Source organism: Rhizobium sp. YTU87027, from assembly GCF_050644135.1.
In the GTDB taxonomy this organism is placed as follows: Bacteria; Pseudomonadota; Alphaproteobacteria; order Rhizobiales; family Rhizobiaceae; genus Rhizobium.
Map to the genome: position 1 here is coordinate 1,878,419 of NZ_CP098440.1, position 22,407 is coordinate 1,900,825.

19 protein-coding genes and 1 other RNA gene are annotated in these 22,407 nt (G+C 59.4%); 10 read left to right on the forward strand and 10 right to left on the reverse strand.

All coding sequences use genetic code 11. The annotated features are described in order from the left end of the window. Positions 1-47: 47 nt before the first annotated feature. Complete coding sequence (locus tag NBG89_RS09485; RefSeq protein ID WP_431322652.1) at positions 48-896, forward strand: aldo/keto reductase; 849 nt, start codon at positions 48-50, stop codon at positions 894-896. A gap of 34 nt (positions 897-930) precedes the next feature. Here the strand turns inward: NBG89_RS09485 and ilvN are convergent, their stop codons facing one another. Then, positions 931-1,503: an acetolactate synthase small subunit gene (gene ilvN, locus NBG89_RS09490; protein WP_016554457.1), complete on the reverse strand. Its 573-nt coding sequence runs from the start codon at positions 1,501-1,503 to the stop codon at positions 931-933. A gap of 27 nt (positions 1,504-1,530) precedes the next feature. Further along, positions 1,531-3,324 carry an acetolactate synthase 3 large subunit gene (locus NBG89_RS09495; protein WP_431322596.1) on the reverse strand — a complete coding sequence of 598 codons (1,794 nt, stop codon included), beginning with the start codon at positions 3,322-3,324 and terminating at the stop codon, positions 1,531-1,533. A gap of 346 nt (positions 3,325-3,670) precedes the next feature. Between NBG89_RS09495 and NBG89_RS09500 the strand changes: the two genes are divergently transcribed. After that, positions 3,671-5,743 (forward strand): helicase HerA domain-containing protein, encoded by a 2,073-nt coding sequence (locus NBG89_RS09500; protein ID WP_431322597.1) that lies wholly within the window; start codon positions 3,671-3,673, stop codon positions 5,741-5,743. Positions 5,744-5,755: 12 nt separating this feature from the next. On the opposite strand, the gene miaA is transcribed toward NBG89_RS09500, so the two are convergent. Further along, a complete protein-coding gene (gene miaA, locus NBG89_RS09505; RefSeq protein WP_431322653.1) occupies positions 5,756-6,646 on the reverse strand; it encodes a tRNA (adenosine(37)-N6)-dimethylallyltransferase MiaA in 891 nt (296 codons plus the stop codon). Between the two features lies 1 nt (position 6,647). On the opposite strand from miaA, the gene serB reads away from it, so the two are divergent. Both serB and NBG89_RS09515 read left to right on the forward strand, forming a co-directional pair. Then, positions 6,648-7,538, forward strand: coding sequence for a phosphoserine phosphatase SerB (gene serB / locus NBG89_RS09510; protein WP_431322598.1), 891 nt, complete (start codon positions 6,648-6,650; stop codon positions 7,536-7,538). Next, positions 7,535-8,101: a GNAT family N-acetyltransferase gene (locus NBG89_RS09515; RefSeq protein WP_431322599.1), complete on the forward strand. Its 567-nt coding sequence runs from the start codon at positions 7,535-7,537 to the stop codon at positions 8,099-8,101. Before serB ends, NBG89_RS09515 begins: the two co-directional genes overlap by 4 nt. A 78-nt stretch (positions 8,102-8,179) precedes the next feature. Here NBG89_RS09515 and NBG89_RS09520 read toward each other — a convergent pair whose 3' ends face one another. The 5 genes from NBG89_RS09520 to NBG89_RS09540 all read right to left on the reverse strand — a co-directional run bounded on the left by NBG89_RS09520 (position 8,180) and on the right by NBG89_RS09540 (position 13,458). After that, positions 8,180-9,775 (reverse strand): DegQ family serine endoprotease, encoded by a 1,596-nt coding sequence (locus NBG89_RS09520; RefSeq protein ID WP_431322600.1) that lies wholly within the window; start codon positions 9,773-9,775, stop codon positions 8,180-8,182. A 188-nt stretch (positions 9,776-9,963) separates the two neighbouring features. Then, positions 9,964-10,893 (reverse strand): protease modulator HflC, encoded by a 930-nt coding sequence (hflC, locus tag NBG89_RS09525; protein WP_431322601.1) that lies wholly within the window; start codon positions 10,891-10,893, stop codon positions 9,964-9,966. A gap of 3 nt (positions 10,894-10,896) precedes the next feature. Then, the gene (gene hflK, locus NBG89_RS09530) at positions 10,897-11,982 is read right to left on the reverse strand and encodes an FtsH protease activity modulator HflK (RefSeq protein WP_088692003.1); all 1,086 of its coding nucleotides are present in this window, start codon (positions 11,980-11,982) and stop codon (positions 10,897-10,899) included. 153 nt (positions 11,983-12,135) lie between these two features. Further along, positions 12,136-12,651, reverse strand: coding sequence for a dihydrofolate reductase (locus NBG89_RS09535; RefSeq protein ID WP_431322602.1), 516 nt, complete (start codon positions 12,649-12,651; stop codon positions 12,136-12,138). Between the two features lie 12 nt (positions 12,652-12,663). Next, on the reverse strand, positions 12,664-13,458 hold the full coding sequence (locus NBG89_RS09540) for a thymidylate synthase (protein WP_431322603.1): 795 nt from the start codon (positions 13,456-13,458) through the stop codon (positions 12,664-12,666). A 282-nt stretch (positions 13,459-13,740) separates the two neighbouring features. Here NBG89_RS09540 and cmoA point away from each other — a divergent pair, with 282 nt between their 5' ends. The 6 genes from cmoA to NBG89_RS09570 all read left to right on the forward strand — a co-directional run bounded on the left by cmoA (position 13,741) and on the right by NBG89_RS09570 (position 16,872). Further along, positions 13,741-14,502, forward strand: coding sequence for a carboxy-S-adenosyl-L-methionine synthase CmoA (gene cmoA, locus NBG89_RS09545; protein WP_431322604.1), 762 nt, complete (start codon positions 13,741-13,743; stop codon positions 14,500-14,502). A 14-nt stretch (positions 14,503-14,516) separates the two neighbouring features. Then, on the forward strand, positions 14,517-15,260 hold the full coding sequence (locus tag NBG89_RS09550) for a methyltransferase family protein (protein WP_431322605.1): 744 nt from the start codon (positions 14,517-14,519) through the stop codon (positions 15,258-15,260). 44 nt (positions 15,261-15,304) lie between these two features. Further along, positions 15,305-15,674: a transfer-messenger RNA gene (gene ssrA, locus NBG89_RS09555) on the forward strand. Positions 15,675-15,801: 127 nt separating this feature from the next. Then, the gene (locus tag NBG89_RS09560; RefSeq protein WP_431322606.1) at positions 15,802-16,311 is read left to right on the forward strand and encodes an SspB family protein; all 510 of its coding nucleotides are present in this window, start codon (positions 15,802-15,804) and stop codon (positions 16,309-16,311) included. Between the two features lie 50 nt (positions 16,312-16,361). Beyond that, entirely contained in the window at positions 16,362-16,556 is a 195-nt protein-coding gene (locus tag NBG89_RS09565) for a DUF4169 family protein (protein ID WP_431322607.1), read from the forward strand. Between the two features lie 97 nt (positions 16,557-16,653). Then, positions 16,654-16,872 carry a ribbon-helix-helix domain-containing protein gene (locus tag NBG89_RS09570; RefSeq protein WP_431322608.1) on the forward strand — a complete coding sequence of 73 codons (219 nt, stop codon included), beginning with the start codon at positions 16,654-16,656 and terminating at the stop codon, positions 16,870-16,872. Positions 16,873-16,974: 102 nt separating this feature from the next. Here the strand turns inward: NBG89_RS09570 and NBG89_RS09575 are convergent, their stop codons facing one another. Then, positions 16,975-20,718, reverse strand: coding sequence for an AsmA-like C-terminal region-containing protein (locus NBG89_RS09575; RefSeq protein WP_431322609.1), 3,744 nt, complete (start codon positions 20,716-20,718; stop codon positions 16,975-16,977). A 183-nt stretch (positions 20,719-20,901) separates the two neighbouring features. After that, positions 20,902-22,314 carry an FAD-binding oxidoreductase gene (locus NBG89_RS09580; RefSeq protein ID WP_431322610.1) on the reverse strand — a complete coding sequence of 471 codons (1,413 nt, stop codon included), beginning with the start codon at positions 22,312-22,314 and terminating at the stop codon, positions 20,902-20,904. Between the last annotated feature and the right edge of the window lie 93 nt (positions 22,315-22,407).

Sequence of the window (22,407 nt, forward strand, 5' to 3'; positions counted from 1 at the left end):
AAGATTGCGGGGCCATACAATCTCGTTCGAAAGCCGGAATGATGACCATGCGAGATGACGCGATCCCAACCATCAGCTTTCCGAATGGTGCAGAGGTCCCCGCCCTCGGCCAGGGCACCTGGAACATGGGCGAGAATTCCACCGAGGCGAAGCGGGAAATAGAAAGCCTGCGCGCGGGCCTCGATCTCGGCATGACGTTGATCGATACTGCGGAAATGTATGCAGAAGGTGGAGCGGAGAAGATTGTAGGCGAAGCGATCCGAGGACGACGGGATGAGGTCTTTCTCGTCAGCAAGGTCTACCCCTGGAACGCCAGCCGGAAGGGGACGATCGAAGCCTGCGAAGGCAGCCTATCGCGCCTCGGCGCCGACCACCTCAACCTCTACCTGCTGCATTGGCGCGGCGATCACCCGCTCGCTGACACCGTCGAGGCCTTCGAAGCACTGAAGGCATCCGGCAAGATCGGCGCCTGGGGCGTTTCCAACTTCGATACTGTTGACATGGAGGAACTGCTGACGGTCCCCGGGGGACGCAATGTCGCCGCCAACCAGGTTCTCTACAACCTGTCGCGGCGTGGCGTTGAATACGATCTGCTACCCTGGTGTCAGAAACGTCGGATCCCGATCATGGCCTATTCGCCGATTGAGCAGGGACGCATCCTGCATCATCCGGAGCTGATCCGCATCGCCAAGGCCTATCAGGCGACGCCAGCGCAAGTGGCGCTTGCTTTCCTGCTGGAACGCGACGGTGTGATCGTCATCCCGAAGACGTCGAGCGCAACTCGCGCCGCCGAAAACCGGGACGCCGTCTCGCTCGACATTACCGATGGAGATTGGGCCGTGCTGGACGCCGCCTTCCCGCCTCCGGCAAGAAAAAGGCCGCTGGAGACGGTCTGATCCCCAGCGGCCTAAAGTGTCACTGCCTGGAGACTTACATGCCCTGCTGGCCACGGTTCATCGCGGCAATGCCGGTACGGCAGACCTCGATGAGGCCGAGTGGCTTCATGATCGACACGAACTGGTCGATCTTCGAGGACTTGCCCGTGATCTCCAGGATGAAGTGATCGACCGTCGCATCGACGACCTTCGCATGGAAGGCGTCGGCGAGCCGAAGCGTCTCGGCGCGGGTCTCGCCAGTGCCGACGACCTTGACAAGCGCCACTTCACGCTCGATCGGACGTTCCTGACCGAGTTCGCGGGCGCGTACCGTCAGATCAACCACCCGATGAACCGGAACGATGCGCTCAAGCTGCGCCTTGATTTGTTCGAGGACATGCGGCGTACCACGCGTCACGATGGTAATTCGCGACAGATGCGCCTGATGCTCTGTCTCGGAGACGGTCAGGCTCTCGATGTTGTAGCCGCGGCCGGAGAACAGGCCGATGACGCGGGCAAGGACGCCCGGCTCGTTGTCAACGAGGACCGAAAGCGTATGGCTCTCGGCCGCCGCCGTCTCTGGCGAGATGAAGTAGGCAGAGCCCGTCGGCTGAAGATGTGCGTTCATGATCGTGGGGTTTCCTCTACCTTGATATCAAACGAGCTGCCGGCCCTTGGCGTCGATCGCATTGGCGACCGCCTCGTCCGTGGCTTCATCCGGCAGCAGCATCTCGTTGTGAGCCTTGCCTGAGGGGATCATCGGGAAGCAGTTGGCGAGATTGGCGACGCGGCAATCGAAAATGACCGGCTTCTTCACGTCGATCATTTCCTGGATTGCGCCGTCCAGATCATCAGGCTTGTCGCAACGCAGACCAACGGCACCATAGGCTTCGGCGAGCTTGACGAAGTCAGGCATTGCCTCCGTATAGGAGTTGGACAGACGGTTGCCATGCAGCAGTTGCTGCCACTGGCGAACCATGCCCATGTACTGGTTGTTCATGATGAAGATCTTGATCGGCGCTTCGTACTGGATCGCCGTCGACATTTCCTGAATGCACATCTGGATCGAGGCATCGCCGGCGATGTCGATGACGAGGCTTTCGGGATGCGCGATCTGCACGCCGAGCGCTGCCGGCAGGCCGTAGCCCATGGTACCCAGGCCGCCCGAGGTCATCCAGCGGTTCGGCTTCTCGAAGCCGTAGAATTGCGCGGCCCACATCTGGTGCTGGCCGACTTCGGTCGTGATGTAGGTGTCGCGATCCTTGGTCAGCGCATAGAGGCGCTCCAGCGCATATTGCGGCATGATGACGTCGTTGCTCTTGGTATAGGCGAAGGAGTTGCGCGCGCGCCAGCGGGCGATATCGGCCCACCAATCGGCGGTCTGGCTCTTCTCCGGCTTCTTCGGCAGCGCCCGCCACAGGCGGACCATATCTTCCAGAACGCTTCCAACATCGCCGCGAATACCGAGATCGACGCGAACGTTCTTGTTGATCGAGGACGGGTCGATGTCGATATGGATCTTCTTCGAGTTCGGCGAGAAGGCATTGATGCGGCCGGTGATGCGGTCGTCGAAGCGGGCGCCGATGCAGACCATGACGTCGCAGTCATGCATCGCCATGTTCGCCTCGTAGGAGCCGTGCATGCCGAGCATCTTCAACCAGTTCTTGCCTGACGCCGGATAGGCGCCGAGGCCCATGAGCGTCGAGGTGATCGGGAAATCCGTCAGCTCGACCAGCTCGCGCAGCAGCTTGGTGGCCTCGGGGCCGGAATTGACAACGCCGCCGCCGCTATAGATGACCGGGCGCTTTGCGCTCGCCATCAGTTCAACGGCCGCCTGGATCTGGTGAAGATCGCCCTGAACCTTCGGCTGGTAGCTCTTCTGGATCGCATGGGCTGACGGCGGCGTATAGGTGCCGGTCGCAAACTGCACGTCCTTCGGAATATCGACGACAACAGGACCCGGACGGCCGGACTGCGCGATACGGAAGGCCTCGTGGATGATCGCGGCCAGATCATTGACATCCTTGACCAGCCAGTTGTGCTTGGTGCAGGGGCGCGTGATGCCCACCGTATCGCACTCCTGGAAGGCATCCGAGCCGATCAGCGAAGTCGGAACCTGGCCGGTCAGGCAGACGAGCGGGATCGAGTCCATCAATGCGTCCTGCAGCGGCGTGACGGCATTCGTCGCACCTGGACCGGAGGTAACGAGCATGACACCGACCTTGCCGGTGGAGCGGGCGTAGCCTTCGGCCGCATGGCCGGCGCCCTGCTCGTGGCGGACGAGAATGTGCTTGATATCGTCCTGCTGGAAGATCTCGTCGTAGATCGGCAGCACTGCGCCACCCGGATAGCCGAAGATATGCTCGACGCCGTTGTCCTTCAGCGCCTGAAGGACGATCTCCGCTCCCGTCATCCGATTGCCTGCTGCCTGATTGTCCGTGCCCGTCATGTTTCTTTTCCGTTTTGACTGCTGGGATTTGAGTTTTGTGGTCCGGAGCCCGAAATTCGGGCATAAAAAAAGGCCCCTGTGGGAGCCTTCGTCTAGCGCATGGGTGGCTATCGCCGGATGGTTACACCATCCTGCCCATGCGCCTTCCCACCACGATAAGAGCTGCTGCGATTTTCATGGGGCGAAGTGATAGACAGAAAATTTCGCATCGTCAACGCATGCCGAAATAAAAAATCGAGCGGCATCTTACCGGCCGAACATGTGCGAGAGAATGGCGCGCCTGTCGCAAAAAGACTTTCTTAAACGTTCGCTCATATCCTCCTTTGCTACCGCAGGGAGTAGCCCTTTGCTGAATAAGGACTTGCACACGTCAGGCAAGGCAGGCGAGCATGACCGCCGCGATGACCAGACCCCAGGCAACCGGTTTCTCGGTCGCGTTGTTGCGTGCAGCGGTTCTCGCGCCACTATCGCCGCCGTCGCCGAAGCCGGCGGCACCGAGTTGGCAGAACTGTGGTCGGTTGGCAGGCTGATTTCGATCAGCGTCGGGCGAAACCGTGTGGTCGCCCTTGTCTACTCCATGAACACCGGCAGCCACAGCTGGGGTGAAGGCGAGGACAACTACTTCCAGATCGAAACCGAACTGCTTGGCGAAGTCCGCGTCGACGAGGATGGTCGCGAGCAGTTCTCGACCGGCATCTCGCGCTACCCCTATCTCGGCGCCATCGCCCACCGCATTCGCGCAAGCGACCTCATGCGGATCTATGATGCTGGCACTGGAACGACGGCCGTCATCGGTAAGCTCACCCAGGACGAGAGCATCGACGCCGCGATCCACATCCCCTCAATGCTGTCGAAGCATTTTGCGATCGTCGGCTCAACCGGCGTCGGCAAGTCGACCGCCGTCTCACTCCTCCTGCATAAAGCGATCGAGGCCGACCCGAAGCTGCGCGTCCTGATTCTCGATCCGCATAACGAGTTTGCCGCTGCCTTCCCGAAGCACTCCGTCGTCGTCGACACGGATACGCTCGATCTGCCGTTCTGGCTGATGAGGCTAGAGGAGTTCGCGGAGGTCGTCTTCAGAGGTCGGGCGCCCATTCCCGAAGAGGTCGACATTTTGCGAGACTTGTTGCCGGAGGCAAAGCGCGCCTTCCGCGGTAGCGACAGTTCTCTTGTCAGGCGCACGACGGAGAAGAGTTCGATCACGGCGGACACACCGGTTCCCTACCGCATGGCCGATCTGCTGGCCCTGATCGACGAACGCATCGGCCGCCTTGAAGGCCGCAGCGAAAAGCCTCTGCTCAGGTCGCTGAAGATGCGCGTTCTCGCTGCCATCAACGATCCGCGCTACCACTTCATGTTCTCCAGCAACACGATCAGCGACACGATCATGGAGACGGTAGCGGAAATCTTCCGCATCCCCGGCGACAACAGGCCGATCTGCACCTTCCAGTTGTCCGGCATCCCCTCCGAGGTCGTGAACTCAGTCGCTTCGGTTCTTTGCCGCATGGCTTTTGAAATCGCATTGTGGAGCGACGGCGCCATCCACATGCTCGTCGTCTGCGAGGAAGCGCACCGCTACATTCCGTCGGATCCGAATCTAGGCTTCTTCCCGACAAGACAGGCAATCGCCCGCATCGCCAAGGAAGGCCGCAAATACGGTGTCTCGCTGGGAATCATCACCCAGCGTCCCGGCGAACTCGATCAGACGATCCTGTCGCAGTGCTCGACGCTGTTTGCCATGCGCCTTGCCAATGATCGCGACCAGGAAATCATTCGTTCGGCTATTCCAAATTCGTCAATCTCGACGACGAGTTTCATTTCTTCGATCGGCAACGGCGAGGCGATCGCCTTCGGTGAGGCGATCAGCGTTCCGATGCGAATGCGCTTCTCGCGCGTCGAGGAACGTTACTTGCCGAAGGCAAACGGCGCCAACGTGAAGGCTAGCGACGAGGATCCTGACAACGTAGACTTGCGCAAGATCGTGACGCACATGCGCGCTGTCAGCGGCCCCGATATTTCGGCGTTCCAGCAAAGCTATTCCGCCGCCATGCCGCCCAGCGGCCCCTATGAGGACGAGGACGACTATGACGACTTCGACGGGCCGCTCGCACCATCTTCCTACCCGTCGACACCAATGGTTGCCCGCGTACCAACAACACCGCCACTTGCCCCGATCGAACCCTATCGCCGGGATATGCTGCCGGGAGCGGCCTCCCCGCGCGAACCTCTAGCTTCCGCGGCACCGGAAACATCCATCGACAGTCGCCTGGAAGCTTTGAGGCGCGAAGTCCGCCGAGAACCGGCACCGGGACAAGGCGACAATCCAACGGTCGCAGGGAGCATTCGCCGCGAACCCGGCATGTCCCTGCGTGACAGCATACTGAAAAAACCGCTCAGCAGCCTCAATAACAAGGAATAGCGCCGCGCGGCCCTACGGCAGGCGCTCCCAGCTTTCGTCCATCTGGTTGCGAAACCAGGTCATCTGCCGCTTGGCATATTGCCGCGTCGCCGCCGCACCCCGCTCCAGAACTTCGTCGCGGGTGAGCTCGCCCCTCAGCATCGCCGCGATCTGCGAGACGCCGATCGCCTTCATCACGGGCATATCAGCGGACAGCGAAAGCGAGAGCAGCGCCTTCACCTCGTCCTCAGCCCCCTGCTCCAGCATCTTTTCAAATCGCCCGTTGATCCGCTGGTGGAGGACGGCTCGCTCCGGTTCGACGACGATCTTGCGGGCCATCGAGGGGTCGACGATCACAGGCCCGGCTTGTGTCTGGAAATTAACAATCGATCGGCCAGTCGCTTCGATAACCTCCAGCGCCCTTACGATCCGCTGCCCGTCCTGCGGGCGAAGACTGCTGGCAACCGCGGGATCGCGCTCTTGCAGTTGTCGATAAAGTTCGTCAGGCCCCTTCTCCTGCAGGCGCGAGCGGAGGCTGTTGCGCACGTCGTCCGGTATTGCGGGCATATCCGAAAGCCCGCCGGTCAACGCCCTGAAATAAAGGCCGGTTCCGCCAACGAAAATCGGCCTCCGCTGGTCAGCATGAAGGCGTTCCAGCAGATCCGTAACGTCGCGCAGCCATGCGCCTGTCGAATAGGCCCGACCTGCCGGGACATGACCGTAGAGGTAATGCGGCACGCCCTGCATATCCTCTTCAGAGGGCCGCGCTGTCAACACGCGCAGCGTGTCATAGACCTGCATGCTGTCGGCGTTGATGACGACGCCACCGTGCTCTTTCGCCAATTCGATGGCGAGCGCGGACTTGCCGCTGGCGGTCGGCCCGGTTATCAGGATCGCATTCAATGCGCTCAGAAGGTTTTCCATCATGGCCCTCGTTGCCACGCTTGTTGCCAATCCGTCAAATCCTGTTCTCACGCCCGTCATTGCCGAGCAGGCAGCCGATACGGTGAAAGCTTCCGGCCTCTATTGGCTGGCTGACGGAATCGCCTGCGATATCGCGTTGAGGGACGGGACGGATGCGGACGTCGCTCGAGCCGACATTCTCACCGTCATCGGCAGCGCTGCGATCGACCTCGTCGTCCAGGATGCCGAGACGCGCCGCAAAAAACTTCTGATCGCGGATATGGACTCCACCATGATCGGTCAGGAATGCATCGACGAACTTGCCGCCGAAGTGGGCCTTAAGGAAAAAGTCGCCGCAATTACCGCTCGGGCCATGAATGGTGAGATCGCCTTCGAGCCGGCACTGCGCGAGCGTGTCGCACTCTTGAAGGGCCTGCCGATCTCGGTCGTCGACGAGGTTATTTCCAAGCGCATCACATTGACTTCAGGCGGCCCAGAACTGATCGCCACCATGAAGTCCAAGGGACATTATACAGCGCTGGTCTCCGGCGGCTTCACCGTCTTCACCGGCCCCATCGCAAAAACGCTCGGCTTCAACGAGAACCGCGCGAACGTTCTGCTGGAAGAGAACGGTGTGCTCTCCGGTTTCGTATCTGAACCTATCCTCGGCAAACAAGCCAAGGTTGATGCGCTGAACGACATTTCAGACAAGCTTGGCATTTCGCCAGATGACGCCATTGCCGTTGGCGACGGCGCAAACGATCTCGGAATGCTTCAACTTGCCGGATCCGGTGTCGCGCTGCACGCCAAGCCGACCGTTGCCGCGCAAGCCAAAATACAGATCAATCACGGCGATCTCAGCGCCCTGCTCTATATCCAGGGCTACCGCAAAACCGATTTCGTAACGCCATGACAGTGATCCTAACGACCGATCGCCTGATTTTGCGCAATTGGACCGAAGAGGATCGGTCGCTTTTCCACGAAATCAATTCCGATCCCGACGTGATGGAATTTTTCGCTTTCCGTCGCGATCGCGCCGAAGCGGATTCTATGCTGGACACCATCCGCGATAGCATCGCAACGACAGGGCTCGGCTTCTACGCGATGGCTCTGAAGGAAACCGATGAGCCGATCGGCTTTTGCGGCCTCTGGAAACCGAAGCTCGAACCATTTCTTCCCGCCGGCACCATCGAAGTCGGCTGGCGTCTTGTAAGGCGGCATTGGGGCAAAGGCTATGCGACGGAAGCCGGAACAGCAGCACTACGCCACGGCTTCACCCAGTTCGATCCAAGCGAAATCGTTTCTTTTGCGGTGACAGACAACCATCGCTCCACCGCTGTCATGCACCGGCTTGGTCTGCATCATGAACCCGATCGCGATTTCGACCATCCCAGCATTCCAGACACTCATCCGCATCTGAAGCGCCACGTTCTCTATACGATCACCCGTCAGCAATGGGAGCGTCGTATCGGCTGACGCCGATTGCCTCCTCGCCGACACCTCGAAAGACGCAGCCATTCGATTTGGTGAGGGGGTGAGCGGGCCTTCGTCTCGCTATTCCATAGGCACGGCTACGAAGCGCAAGTCGCCGTTTGCCGACGCGATCATCATCTGCGCATTGCGCCGGCCTTCCTGCTTCAGCGACTGCACCTTCGCAGCCACCGCTTCAGGCGAGCGCATGAACTCCTGCGCCACCTCAACGATCACGTCGCCAGGCTTCAGGCCCTTTTCCGCCGCGAGCGAACCGGGTGTGACCTCAGCGACGAGCACACCGTCGACGCTTTCAGCGATGCCGAAGGTCTTCCGGGTCTCGGCGCTCAGTTCCGACAGCGAGAGGCCGAGGACATTCTTGGGATTCGTTGCATCGGGTGTCGCCTGATCCGTCTTGCCCTTGCCATCCGGCATAGGCTGGCTCTGCTGGTCATCGGGCTCATCCATATCCTGGTTTTCACCAGGATCCGGGTTGATGACACCACCCTTGTTGTTGGAGTCGGCATCGTTCGAAGCAGCCTGATCGCTGTCTTCGAGGCGGCCGAGCTTCACCTTCACGGTCTGCTCCTTGCCGTCGCGAAGAACGACGACGTCGACTTCCTTGCCCACCGGGCTCTCAGCCACCACCCGCGGTAAATCACGCATCTCGTTGACGGGCTTGCCGTCGAATTTCAGGATAACATCGCCGGCCTTGATCGAGCCGTCATCGACCGGCCCCCCCTTGATGACACCTGCGACCAGCGCACCCTTGGCGCTTGAAAGCCCCAGGCTATCCGCGACATCATCGGTAACCGGCTGGATACGCACGCCGAGCCAGCCACGGCGCGTTTCGCCAAACTCGCGCAACTGCTCGACGACGCCGGCCGCCAACTCGGACGGCACCGAGAAACCGATACCAATCGATCCGCCACTCGGCGAAATGATCGCCGTGTTGATACCGATAACCTCGCCCTTCATGTTGAAGAGCGGACCGCCGGAATTACCCTTGTTGATGGCCGCATCCGTCTGGATGAAGTTGTCGTAAGGCCCGGCGTTGATGTTGCGTCCGCGTCCCGAAATGATGCCGACGGTCACCGAACCACCGAAGCCGAACGGATTGCCGATCGCCATAACCCAGTCGCCGATGCGCATCACGCTGGAATCACCGAATTTCACAGCCGTCAGCGGCGCCTTTGGCTCCACCTTCAGCACCGAAAGATCGGTCTTCGTATCGGTTCCGATCAGCTTCGCCTTCAGCTTGCTGCCGTCGGCGAAATTGACTTCGATGTCGTCGGCACCTTCGATCACGTGGTTGTTGGTAACGATGTAGCCTTGCGGATCGATGACGAAGCCCGAACCCAGCGAGTTGACGTTGTGGTTACCGCCCTTGTTACCCTTCTGCTTGTTGAAGAAGTCGTTGAAGAACTCCTGGAAAGGCGAACCGTCGGGCGCGCGCGGCGCCGGGCCAACCCCTTCATCGTCCTTGACATTCTGTGACGTCGAAATGTTCACGACGGCATTGAGGAGCCCTTCAGCAAGATCGGCAACGGATGCTGGACCGTTCATCGATGGCGTGGCCTGTGCTTGGGCGGCGCCTGTGAAACCAATGTTAGCCAGAAGTGCGGCGCCGGCCAGGAGAGCGAGCGATCGTCTGAAGGTCGGGCGGGTCGTCGGGGCCATCAAGCATCCTCATTTCAAATAAAACGCACTCTGAGCACCAGCATAAGGCGGAATGATGGAGGGTGAAATCACCTTTTCGCGAAATCCCGTGCAATCTCTCCGCTGCGCTCACCATCATCATGCTGGAACGTAAAAAGGGCCGGCAAAGCTGCCGGCCCTTTGTGTTTTTGCAGATCCCGATACGCCGATCAGTTCGCCGGCGCGCTCGGCATCGCCGGCGGCGGTGCGTTTCGTGGCGCGCCGCTTGCGTCGTTGAAGAAACGGAAGAACTGCGAGTTTGGCGAGATCACCAGTGTCGTGTCCTGCGACGTCAGAGCCGTCGAATACGCGGCCATGGAGCGATAGAACTCGAAGAATGCCGGATCCTTGCTGAAGGCATCCGCAAACAACCGGTTCCGTTCTGCGTCGCCCTGGCCGCGCAAGACTTCAGAATCGCGTTGCGCCTCGGCGGTGATCTCAACCACCTGCCTGTCTGCGATAGCCCGGCGGCGCTGGCCTTCTTCCGTACCCTGCGCACGCAGGAGTTCGGCTTCGGCAAGACGCTCAGCGCGCATGCGGTCATAGGTCTTCGGCGCAACTTCGCGCGTCAGATCCGTACGACGGATGCGGACGTCCTGAATGTTGAGGCCGAGATCTTCGGCATCGCGATGCAGATCGTCGCGAACCTCAAGCATCATTGCCACACGCTCTTCCGACAGCGCGGCGTCGAAGTCGCGCAGACCGTAGACACGGCGAAGCGAAGAATCGAGCTGCGTGCGAAGGCGAGCTTCCGCTGCCTCGCGATCGCCCGAGACCGTTTCGCGGAACTTGCGGACGTCCCTGATGTCATAGACTACGAAGGCGTCGACATCGAAGGTCGCGCCACCACGAACCTGGACACGAATGTTGTCGAGGTCGAAGCGAAGCGCCTGTCGCTCCACGATCTGGACGCGGTCGGCATCCATGAAGGCGAACGGCAGCTTGAAGTAGATGCCCGGCTCGGTCTTCACAGACTGGATCTGACCGAAGCGGACAACGATTGCCTGCTCACGAGCGTTCACCACGAAAATCGAGGAGTAGAGCCCAACCAAGACAACGGCGAGGAGGCCGAGAATGAGAGGAAGCCTGTTCGATGTCATGGCTCAACCTCCCTGCTGTGCCGGTTTGCCGATCTCATTGAGCGGCAGGTAAGGAACCACCCCCTGCTTCTCGTCGATCACGACCTTCTTGGAATTCTTCAGAACCTGCTCCATCGTTTCGAGGAAGAGACGCGTCCGGGTTACCTCGGGCGCCTTCGCATATTGTTCGTGGATGAACGAAAAGCGCTGAGCCTCACCTTCGGCTTCCTTGACGACGCGATCCTTGTAGGCCGCTGCCGCTTCGCGGATCTGGGCCGCGTCACCGCGCGCCTGACCGAGCTTCTGGTTAGCATACTGATTGGCCTCTTCGACCAGTCGCTGCTTGTCCTGGTCGGCACGCTGCACTTCCTCGAAGGCATCCGCCACTTCACGCGGCGGCGCCACGTCCTGGATCGTCACCGCCCCGATGGAGATACCAGCCCTGTAGCGGTCCATCGTTCCCTGGACGATGTTGGCGACCTCCGTCTCGATCGGTTGACGATTGTCGCGGAATGCGTCCTGGGCGGGACGGCGGCCGACGACTTCGCGCATGGCGCTTTCTGCGACCTGCTGCAGTGTCTCAGCCGGGTTCTCGACGTTGAAAAGATATGCCTTCGGATCACTGACTGTGAAGAAGACGGAGAACTGGACGTTGAGGATATTCTGGTCGCCGGAAAGCATCAGCCCGCTCGGCGAGGAGGAAGACGTCGATGCTGAGCCGATATTCTGCTGCTGCATCGTCACCTTGACGATTTCGACGGTCTCCATCGGCCACAAATGGAAATGCAAGCCAGGTGTGGAAATCTCTTCCTTCGGATTACCGAAACGCAACTCGACGCCGCGCTCGTCCGGCTGGACTATGTAGATGCACTGGAAGAGCCAGAACACAACCAAAATCGCCGCCACAATGACGAGAACGCCGCCATTGAACCCGCCGGGTACAATGTTGCGCAGTTGATCCTGGCCACGCCGGATAATGTCTTCCAGATCGGGCGGGCCGCCCTTACCACCGCCGCCGCGCGGGCGGTTGGGCCCTTGCCCCCATGGTCCCTGATTGTTACCGCCGCCGCCCCAAGGGCCGCCGCCGCCATTCTGATTGCTCCAGGGCATCAAAACCTCGTTATTCGTTAAACTCCCGATCGCCCAACCCACGGGGGCGGCGGATACCGGCGATCGTGACCGTTATAGGTATCGCCGCATCCGCTTTCAACGCAGCATGAGGAACTTGGCGATATTTATTGGAAGATAGTTGCTTTTCAGCGGTTAGCGCCGATCATAGACAACGAATTTCGTAGGATAGCTATCCTTGTCGCCTGCCGGCACGTCAATGGTCTCAGTCGCCTTCCAGAGTGCCGGCTCAATCGCTGGAAACGAGGTGTCGCCGTCAACGGAGGTTTCGACGTGGGTGACGCACAACCGATCGGCCAGATCGACCGCCTGCGCATAAACCTGCCCACCACCGATAATGCAGATTTCGCCCTCGCCTTTCTGGCGCGCAATTTCCTCGGCAAGATTGACGGCTTCAGTCAACGAACCGGCCATGTGCACATCGGGGTGATCTATTGCCCCCGCCTGCCTGGAGATAACGATATTCGCTCGTCCCGGCAGCGGCTTGCCGATGGACTCGTAAGTTTTCCGGCCCATGATCACGGGCTTGCCAAGCGTTAGAGCCTTGAACCGCTTGAGATCGGTCGAGAGGCGCCATGGCATGTCGCCATCCCGCCCGATGATACCGTTGTTGGAAACGGCAACCACAATGGTCCTGCGAATTTCAGACATCAAACTCTCCGATCAGACGGCGATCGGCGCCTTGATGCTGGCATCGGCCTCGTAGCCGATCAGCTCGAAATCGTCGAATTTGAAACCGAAGATGTCCTTCACATCAGGGTTGATCCGCATGAAAGGCAACGGCTTCGGCGCGCGGGTAAGCTGTAGCTTCGCCTGCTCGAAATGATTGTGATAAAGGTGGGCGTCACCCAGCGTATGTACGAAATCCCCGAGCTTCAGGCCCGTCACCTGCGCCACCATCATGGTTAACAGCGCGTAGGAAGCAATATTGAACGGCACGCCGAGGAAGATGTCGGCCGAGCGCTGGTAGAGTTGGCAGGAAAGCTTGCCGTCGGCAACGTAGAACTGGAACAGGCAATGGCACGGCGGCAGCGCCATATCGTCAACCTCGGCCGGGTTCCACGCGGAAACGATATGCCGGCGTGAATTCGGATTCTTGACGATGCCCGCGACGAGATTGGCGATCTGATCTATGTGACCGCCGTCGGGAGCCGGCCAGGAGCGCCATTGGGCGCCATAGACCGGCCCAAGGTCGCCGTTTTCGTCCGCCCATTCATCCCAGATCGAGACGCCATTGTCCTTGAGATAGCCGATATTGGTGTCGCCACGCAGAAACCACAGAAGTTCGTGGATGATGGACCGCAGATGCAGTTTCTTGGTGGTCAAAACCGGAAACCCCTCATGCAGGTCGAATCGCATCTGATAGCCGAACACGGACCTCGTGCCCGTTCCGGTGCGATCGCCACGATCGGTTCCGTGTTCCATCACATGCTTCAAGAGGTCGAGATACTGCTTCATCGTTCGCCGCCGATTCCGTTTCCCGTCTATTTAAGCCCTTCGCTCTTCGAAACCAATCATTGCGCGCTGATTATCCCGGCAAATCTCGGAGGGGGGACCGGCGGAGGACGTCAGAGCACGACATGGCTCGCAATGCAGAACGGAGGCGCTTTCAGGCTAGCGTCAGGTTCACATGTCTCCCTCTACGTGGCGCGGGGGCGCTCCACGGGGATTCAACACGACAACCGACGGCATTTCATGCCATAACCCCCTTGGGAACCGCACGCGAGTTTGGGGGAAATCATGACAGAGAGCCTAGTACGGTTGCAGCTGCGAACGGAGCGGCGCGACGAAGTATTCGCCGAGCAGGACCAGCCTATTGGCGACTTTACCTTCAACGCGAAAGTCGCCGACGTCTTCGATGACATGGTCAGCCGATCGGTGCCCTATTACGAGGAAATGCAGCGGATGGTCTGCGAGCTGGCGCAAGATTTCGCCAGACCGGAGACCAATCTCTATGACATCGGATGCTCGACGGCGACGACATTGCTCACTCTCGATCGTGTAATCGATCCAACGGTCAATTTCGTCGGCATCGACAACGCCCCTGACATGCTGGAAAAGGCCAGACAGAAGATCGAGCAGGCAGACACGCAGCGATCGGTAGATCTCAAAGTCGCCGATCTCCACCAGGGTCTCCACATGGAAAATGCCAGCGTCGTCACGATGCTGCTGACGCTGCAGTTTATTCGCCCCCTATTTCGCGAGCGCCTGATGAAGATGATCTTCTCAGGATTAAACAATCAGGGGTGCCTGCTGCTTGTCGAGAAGCTGACCAGCGAGGATACGGCCTTCAACCGCTTGTTCATCCAGCATTATTACGACTTCAAGCGGCGCAACGGATACTCCGAAATCGAGATATCGCAGAAGCGCGAGGCGCTCGAGAATGTGCTCATCCCCTATCGCTTGGAAGAGAACATGCAGCTTCTGAAAGAAGTCGGATTCCGCAGCGTCGAGGTCTTTTTCCGCTGGTATAATTTCTGCGGCATCGTCGCCGTTAAGTAAGGTTGGGACGTCAGATGAAAGCAACCATGATCGGCATTGGGAACTTCTTCTTCAAATACCGCAATCAGGCGTTTCCGCTCATAATCGTAGCCTTGTTCCTGATGTCGCCGCCACCGACGGAAATTGCTGGAAGCGTCGCGGCAGAGCGTGTCAAAGACCTGATGGCGCTTCTGGTCATATTTTCCGGTCTGGCACTTCGAGCAAGTGTGATCGGCTACGCTTATATCAAGCGGGGTGGTCTGAAGAAGCGCGTCTATGCCAACGACCTGGTGACCGAGGGGATGTTCGGCGTCTGCCGCAATCCGCTCTATGTTGGAAACATGCTGATCTATGCGGGCGTATTCCTGTTGCATGGAAATCCGGTGGTCGCAATTCTAGGCATAGCGCTCTTTTTGTTCATCTACCAATGCATCGTCTATGCCGAAGAAGCGTTCCTTGAGGACAAATTTGGAGATGCCTATCGGGCCTATTGTGCCGACGTTCCTCGCTGGCTTCTCCGTTTCAGCAATTTTTCGACGTCGACCCAGGGGATGGTGTTCAATGTGAAGCGCGTGATCGCGAAGGACTATTCCACGGTCTCCGCCGCGTTGCTGGCTGTTCTCCTGATCGAGATCTACCGTGTCGTCGGCGCCACGAGTGTGCCACCTGTGCACGTCTATGCCCTCGCCTCCTTGATTGCGATCGTGGCTGCGGCAACCGGCGTAGTGAGCATGCTCAAGAAGCGCGGTGCCTTCAAAGAGCACAAGGCAACCTCCTAGGACGGTTGCCAACTGTCTCTCCACGACACGGTTTTGTGACAAGGCCTCTTCCCATCCATCGCGGAAAACACTATATCAGCCATGCCGGTCCTCGGGCCGGCTATGGCGATAAATGAGCGGTGTAATAAACCTATTGGACCCGGGGGCGGTACCCGGCGCCTCCACCAAAAACCGGCGGGCTGCCAAATCGATGGCCGGCTTTTGATGGGGGCGAAACAGGATCGACAAGGGTGTAAAGATCGTCTTTTTGCTCGGCATTGTACCGCCGTTATCGGGCTAAAATTGTAGTTGCAAACGACAACTATGCGGAAGCTCGTCTCGCTGCTTAATCGCGGTGTGACACTTCAAATAAAGCCCTAGTGGTTCGCACCTCTAGGCGGGGTCCGAAGGCACCTGGCAACAGAAGCCTTCACCTTCTCCCTTGTGCGCAAATCATGTATGGTTTGGTCAAGCGTGACTCGGCTCAGGCCTTTTCCGCGGCGTCTTAGCATGCCATACAGCCTTGGGAAACGAGTCCGAACCAAAAGAAAGACAGGAAAGCATGGGGCAGGATCACATCCGTTACGACATTCTGGCACAGGACGCACTGCGCGGCGTCATCCGCAAGGTTTTGTCTGAAGTTGCCGCGACGGGCCGCCTGCCGGGTGAGCATCATTTCTTCATCACCTTTCTCACTGGTGCGCCAGGTGTTCGCATTTCGCAGCATCTGAAGGCGAAGTATCCGGAGCAGATGACCATCGTCATCCAGCACCAGTTCTGGGAGCTGAAGGTCACAGAGACGAGCTTCGAGATCGGCCTTTCCTTCTCGGATGTTCCGGAAAAACTGTTCATTCCGTTCAACGCCATCCGCGGCTTCTACGACCCGTCCGTGAACTTCGAACTGGAATTCGATGTGCCTCTCGCCGACAGCGACGAGCTTCCGGCCGCAGAAATCACCGCTTATCCGGTGGCATCCGACAAGTCGGAGGAAACGCCCGCCGCCACAGCGGACGGCGAGGAAAAGAAGCCTGGTTCGGTCGTCTCGCTCGACGCCTTCCGAAAGAAGCAGTAAAACAAAGGGAAGCAACTGCTTCCCTTTTTCAATTCCGATCGAGGCCAGCCGTGACCGCCGAAGTCGTCAATCTCCGTCAGTTCAAAAAGAAACAGGCCCGCGCCGACAAGGAGAGACAGGCGGAGCAAAACCGCATCTCCTTCGGCCGCACCAAGACTGAAAAGCAGCTCACGAAGGCGCTCAACGAGAAAGCCGAACGCTCTCATCAACTAGGCCGGATCGAGAAACCCGAAGACGACAAATGAGCGCCCAGAGAAACGGAAAAGATTCAGAGATCAATCAGTTGGACGGTTTTCTGGAATCACATCCTCGGCAACTTGAATCGAATTCTGAAGCCTTGGGATGATCCGCAAGCACTCAGCGACCCTGCACGGACACCGCACCAGCTTCTCCCTGGAAGACGAATTCTGGCTTGAACTGAACACAATCGCCAAGGCGCGCGCAATTCCGCTCGCAGCCCTGATTTCCGATATCGATGATCAGCGCCAGCCGGAGAGCAACCTCTCGTCAGCACTACGCGTCTATGTCCTTCAATGGCTGAAATCCGAGAATATCAGTTAGGCTTTGCAACCGGCATGTCGATGCATTGCAGACTGTAAACCACCGGCAGTGACGGGTGGCAGAATTTCTATGATGGCAAAGCCCACGATGTCTCAGACGTGATTACTGCGGCATCTGCACGCCCGGCAGCCCAGGTATCGTTTTGAAATTGAGAGAGTTTTCGGGCGGTATCGCAAGCTGCTCCTGCGCACGCCGCGCGGCATCCGCGGCAGCCTTCTCTTGCGCCGCCCTGGCGCGTGCTTCAGCATCGGCTTTCGCCTTGGCTTCTGCCTCAGCCTTTGCCTTCGCTTCGGCTGCTTGTCTCTCGCGCTCGGCCTGCGCGGCCAAAGCTCTCAGACGCTGCTCTTCAGCTTGCTGCTCTGCTTCGAACGCCACAGCCTTCTGGCGTTCCGCGTCATTGAACTTGTAGAGAGCGACTTCGCGACGCAGTCGCTGCTTTTCCAGCACATTCGACTGCAGACGCTCGACGCGCCGGCGCTCGCGCTCGAAGGCGCGCAGCGACAGGAAACCGGTGATATCGGTAACGTCCATGGTACGCCCAGGTGACGCAAGCAGCCCCGAGAAGTCGAGGCGTACCGCAGGCTCCGCGCCGGGAAGCACCTCGCTGCCCGGATTCAGCGCAATATTGAGCGACGCATTGATGCGCTGCTGTGGCAGGTCGATCTGGCCGTTGCCAACAACCTTCGCCTGATCGGTCGTCACGCTGACGTTCTGAAAGCGCAGAACCCCGTCCGTCACGTTGAACGGAATGGCGGTCGGCGGCAGCTTCGCTTCGCCGTTATTGAGCAAGGTCTCGACGATCGGGTGGACTTTGCCGGCATTCAACTGATCCTGCATCGGATCAGTAGCGGCCAGCAACGGCGCCAGCATGCCAAGATTGAGCCCACGTACGCTGATATCACCGAGCTTCACTTCACCGGAGCCATTCAACGAACCGGCGATATCCTTCATCGACTTCCCCGAAGCTTCCAGAGAGAGTGCCAGCCCGAACTTCCCGTTTGCGACGGGAGCTCCATCGCGCGGCCACACGACCCCGGCGAGGTCCGCGTCCGCCAGAGTAAGCTTTGTCTGGAAGAAGCCCGTACCATCGGCGTTGGTAAAGAGCAGATTGCCGTTCAGGCTACCGCCATCCCAGCCGCCCTTGATGTCGTTCAGCTGGAGTTCGTCGCCTTTGTAGGCCACATTGGAGATGAAATCCGAAATCGGACCCGACCAGCCAGGCCAGAATTGCTTGGCCGAAAGCTTGAGGTTGACGTCCATGTCCTTGAAGACTGGCAAGCCCAACGCCGCGCCCGACAGGTCGCCTGTCGCCGCATCCGTCATTGGCCCGTAGACCGCTTCTCCGAGCCAGGCGGCATCGGCCTTGGAAAGTGCCAGCTCGCCCGTCGCCGTTGTCTTCTCCGCTTTGCGATCGACGGTCAGCACGCCGTTGAACTCGTTGTCGGCGGCATGTCCTGCGATATTCGCAAAGGCAATCTTGTTGCCATCAATGGTCGCGTTCGTCGTCAGTTTGAACGGCAAGCCCGTACCCATCTGCGGCATGGCGATACCGTTCATGACAAGATACGGATCAAGGTCCGCACTCTCCAGCGATACCGCAAGCTGCCCGTTCATGAAGGCCTGCGGACGAACATCCACCTTGCCGCCAGCGGTGAACGAGGTACGGTCGGTGGCAAACGTCAGCTGCGCATCCGCGGGCTCCGTGCCTTCAGCCTGCACCTTGAGTGTCAGACGGCCGTTCGCGTCCGCATCGACCGGCAAGGGATCGAGGCCGGCCTGCCCAAACAGGATCGACGTGACGCTGTTTTCGAGCGTCGCCTCCAGGCTTGTCGTACCCTTGCCCGTCAGCGCCAGAAGATCCGACATGCGATAATCGAGATTGACACGGCTGCCGTTGCTCACCCCGGCCAGCGTCAAGGTCAGACCGTCGCCCTCGTCTCCTCCAAGTGTCAACGCTCCGCGCAGGGCGGTATTGGTGTACCAGGCAGCGTTGCGCACGAGCCTGTCCATGACCGGATGCTGCGGCAGATGCTGCTTGAGCATGGTGAAGAACGAGCCCGGATCGGCCGATTTGAAGGTGATTTCTCCGGACCCCTTGTAGTCCAGCAAGGAGCCCTCGGCGCGACCCGTCGCGGTCACCTCGGCACCCGCCAGATTCTTGACGGAAAGCTTCTCGACGGCCAAAGCGCCGTCGGCAATTGCGAAGCTTGTTTCGACGTCGGCCGCTTCGACACCAAAGGCCGTAAATTTGTCGGCCTTGAGCCGCGCGTTGATTTTGTGATCAAGCACGTTGTCGCCGGCATCCTGACCGGTGAACAATCCTGTCAGCGCGCGTAGCGCATCCAGATCGAGCGCATCGCCGGCAAGCGCCACGTCCAGGGTCGGAGCTTGATTGGCCACCGCCTGCCGGTCCAGCCTGCCCTTGAGCGTCGCCTGCCCCACGGCAATTTCCAGATTGTCGAACGTCTGCCGGTCGTGCGTGAGATTGACATCGGCGGAAAAACCCGCCTGTCGCAGTTGCCGGATTGCAGGATCGACGGAGCCTGCAAGCCACGCCGCAAGGCCAGTGGGCTGGCTGGATGCCACGGTGAGCTGCCCCACGAAGGATGCTTGCCCCTGCAAATTAAGATTGCCTTGGCCCTCCACTTGCGTGCGACCGGGTAGCGTGCCGACCACATTGGCGATCGTCCACCCCTTGCCGGCGGGTTCGACATCAAGCTGAATGTCGCGGATCGTCGTGTCTCCGGCGACGATCGCCGGCAACCGGATGCTCGCCTTCCCCGGAACCTGCGGCACAGGGACTTGCGAAACGATCTGGATCAGCGCGTTCAGTCGCTGCCGGGCCGAAAGACTGGGGTCACGGTTCGTCTTGCCGTTTGCCCCCTGATTGCCGATACGATTGACATCGATCTGCTGGCCATTCGCAATCAGCAGGAATTGCGGCTTGCTTCCGGTGTCGAGTGTCGCCTCTCCGGTGACGACATAGGGATCGTCCGTAGGCCCGACCTCCAAACGATATTCCGGTATCCGAACGCTTTCGTTGGTGAGCTCGAACGTCCCTTTCAACCGTGGAGGAACATCGGCCTTGTCGGTCTTCTTGCCATTCCGGTTCTCGATCGACGCAGAAATCGTTCCCTGATAGTTCGGTCTGCGGTCTACGAGCTTGAGTTCACCATCCAGATCGACCGTCACGGGGTGCTTGTCAGGCTGCAGCCGCGTGCGCATCCGCAGGACTCCGTTCTCATCCGGCTGATTGCTGGCGATCGTGAAGTTGCCATGCTCGCCGTCCAGAGCTGCATCACCCTCGATCCGCCACGGACCGGCAAGCGACTTGGCCGACATCTCGGCGTTCAGACCCGTAACGTGCCGCGAGCGCCCCGATTGATCGTCGATGAACTGAAGATCGCCACCGCTGACGTGAACATTCTCGAGAACAACCGTCCTGGCCGGAATTTCAGGTTGACTGCCGCGCGTCCAGTCGAGCGTGCCATCCTTCAGCAGCCTCAGCTTCACCTTCGGGTTGACGACGCGCATGTCGAAGATCAGCGCTTCGCCCGACAGGAACGGCGCAAGTTCGGCGTCCATCGAGAACTGCTCGATCTGCACGATCGGCGATCCGTCGAATTCCTGCCCGACGCGCACGTCATGCAGCGTCACCGACGGAAACGGCAGCAGGCGCGCATCCACCGCACCATGGACCACGACCTTCTTGCCGATAATGCGGCTTGCCTGATCCTCGAAATTCTTTCGGAAGTCGGTCCAGTCGATAAACAGCGGTGCCAGCAGCGCCACGAACAGCGCCACCACAATCACTCCGCCCAAAAAGACGAGGAACCGGCCTACCAACTCAACATTTCTCCATCTGGGAATCCATCGCGGACACTAGAGCATGATACCGAAAGCTGTGAAGCAGCTTTCGGGCAACATCATGCTCTATTTACTTGATTTGGAGATGAATTCGCCTCATCGCCAGTCAATCTTCCGCTGCGTCAATCTCGGCCGGTCCACGACGCGGCGGAATTCCCGCTCTCAGCCGCGATGGAATATCTTGCCGGGATTGAAGATATCATCCGGATCGAGCGCCTTCTTGACCTGCCGCATGAGTTCGACGGTGCCGCCGAGCTCCTCTTCGAGAAATGCCATCTTACCCTGACCGATGCCGTGCTCACCAGTGCAGGTACCATCCATTGCCAGAGCGCGAGCGTTGAGCCTGCCGACAAAGGATTCGGCTACCGCAATGCCCTCCTCCGTCTTGTCGTCGAACAACAGAAGCACATGGAAGTTCCCATCGCCGGCATGCCCGACGATCATCGCCAGCAAACCATGTTCCTCGATATCGGCCTGCGTTTCGCCGATGCAATCGGCAAGACGCGAAATCGGCACGCAGACGTCCGTTGAGAGCGCGGCCATTTCAGGCGCCAGCGCTCGCGACGCCCAGTAGGCATCGTGCCGTGCCTTCCAAAGCTTGCTGCGCTCCTCGGCGTTGACTGTCCAAGAGAACTCACCGCCTCCGCATTCGGAGGCGATCTCGGCAAACTGCTCCGATTGCAGGGCAACGGTTTCGTCCGAACCGTGAAACTCGAGAAAGAGCGTCGGTTTTTCCTCGTAGCTGAGCTTTGAATAGGCATTGCACGCGCGAATTTGCAGCGCATCGAGAAGTTCGATACGGGCAACCGGAATGCCCATCTGGATGGTCATGATGACAGCATCGCAGGCAGCGCGAACGGTTGGAAACGCGCAGACGCCGCCGCCGATCTTCTGCGGAATACCTTGCAGCCGCAACGTTACTGAGGTCAAAATGCCCAGCGTGCCTTCCGCGCCGACAAAGAGCCGGGTCATATCGTAGCCGGCGGACGACTTGCGTGCGCGTCGCGCGGTGCGGATTTCCTCTCCGTTCGCGGTGACCGCGGTTACTGCAAGCACATTGTCCTTCATCGTGCCGTAACGCACGGCATTCGTTCCCGAAGCGCGTGTCGAGGTCATGCCGCCAATCGAGGCATTGGCGCCGGGATCGATCGGGAAGAACAGGCCAGTATCGCGGAGATAGGTGTTTAGCTCCTCCCGCGTCACGCCGGGCTCGACGGTACAGTCGAGATCCTCAGCATTGACTTCAAGAATCCGGTTCATTCGGCTGAAATCAATCGATATACCGCCGTTGGGCGCGTTAACTTGCCCCTCCAGCGACGAACCGGTACCAAAGCCGATGACCGGCACCTTGTGTTCGGCGCATATCTTCACCGCAGCCTTTACATCATCGGCACTCTCGGCAAAAAGCACGCCGTCGGGCAGCTGCGCCGGAATGTAAGTGGTGGTATGTGCGTGCTGCGCGCGAAAGGCTTGACCGGTCTGGAAGCGCTCACCGAAGCTCTGTTTCAGAACACCGAGGGCGGCGGCGATGCCAGCCTCGTTCCGTGTTCCGGTCTGTGCATCTTTGAGCGCCATCTCTTTGATCTCCTTCGCCTTCGCTGCCGGGAGGCAGGTTGGTATGAGACAAGAGACGGCGCCTGTCTAGTACAAGATTGGGAAGAACGGTTC

Excerpts from the sequence above, each read along its gene's own strand:
- serB (WP_431322598.1), top strand. The coding sequence starts at position 6,648 with ATGGCCCTCGTTGCCACGCTTGTTGCCAATCCGTCAAATCCTGTTCTC.
- cmoA (WP_431322604.1), top strand. The coding sequence starts at position 13,741 with ATGACAGAGAGCCTAGTACGGTTGCAGCTGCGAACGGAGCGGCGCGAC.
- hflK (WP_088692003.1), bottom strand. The coding sequence starts at position 11,982 with ATGCCCTGGAGCAATCAGAATGGCGGCGGCGGCCCTTGGGGCGGCGGC.
- NBG89_RS09570 (WP_431322608.1), top strand. The coding sequence starts at position 16,654 with ATGATCCGCAAGCACTCAGCGACCCTGCACGGACACCGCACCAGCTTC.
- miaA (WP_431322653.1), bottom strand. The coding sequence starts at position 6,646 with ATGGAAAACCTTCTGAGCGCATTGAATGCGATCCTGATAACCGGGCCG.
- ilvN (WP_016554457.1), bottom strand. The coding sequence starts at position 1,503 with ATGAACGCACATCTTCAGCCGACGGGCTCTGCCTACTTCATCTCGCCA.
- NBG89_RS09520 (WP_431322600.1), bottom strand. The coding sequence starts at position 9,775 with ATGGCCCCGACGACCCGCCCGACCTTCAGACGATCGCTCGCTCTCCTG.
- NBG89_RS09535 (WP_431322602.1), bottom strand. The coding sequence starts at position 12,651 with ATGTCTGAAATTCGCAGGACCATTGTGGTTGCCGTTTCCAACAACGGT.
- hflC (WP_431322601.1), bottom strand. The coding sequence starts at position 10,893 with ATGACATCGAACAGGCTTCCTCTCATTCTCGGCCTCCTCGCCGTTGTC.
- NBG89_RS09580 (WP_431322610.1), bottom strand. The coding sequence starts at position 22,314 with ATGGCGCTCAAAGATGCACAGACCGGAACACGGAACGAGGCTGGCATC.
- NBG89_RS09495 (WP_431322596.1), bottom strand. The coding sequence starts at position 3,324 with ATGACGGGCACGGACAATCAGGCAGCAGGCAATCGGATGACGGGAGCG.
- NBG89_RS09540 (WP_431322603.1), bottom strand. The coding sequence starts at position 13,458 with ATGAAGCAGTATCTCGACCTCTTGAAGCATGTGATGGAACACGGAACC.
- NBG89_RS09485 (WP_431322652.1), top strand. The coding sequence starts at position 48 with ATGCGAGATGACGCGATCCCAACCATCAGCTTTCCGAATGGTGCAGAG.
- NBG89_RS09550 (WP_431322605.1), top strand. The coding sequence starts at position 14,517 with ATGAAAGCAACCATGATCGGCATTGGGAACTTCTTCTTCAAATACCGC.
- NBG89_RS09515 (WP_431322599.1), top strand. The coding sequence starts at position 7,535 with ATGACAGTGATCCTAACGACCGATCGCCTGATTTTGCGCAATTGGACC.
- NBG89_RS09560 (WP_431322606.1), top strand. The coding sequence starts at position 15,802 with ATGGGGCAGGATCACATCCGTTACGACATTCTGGCACAGGACGCACTG.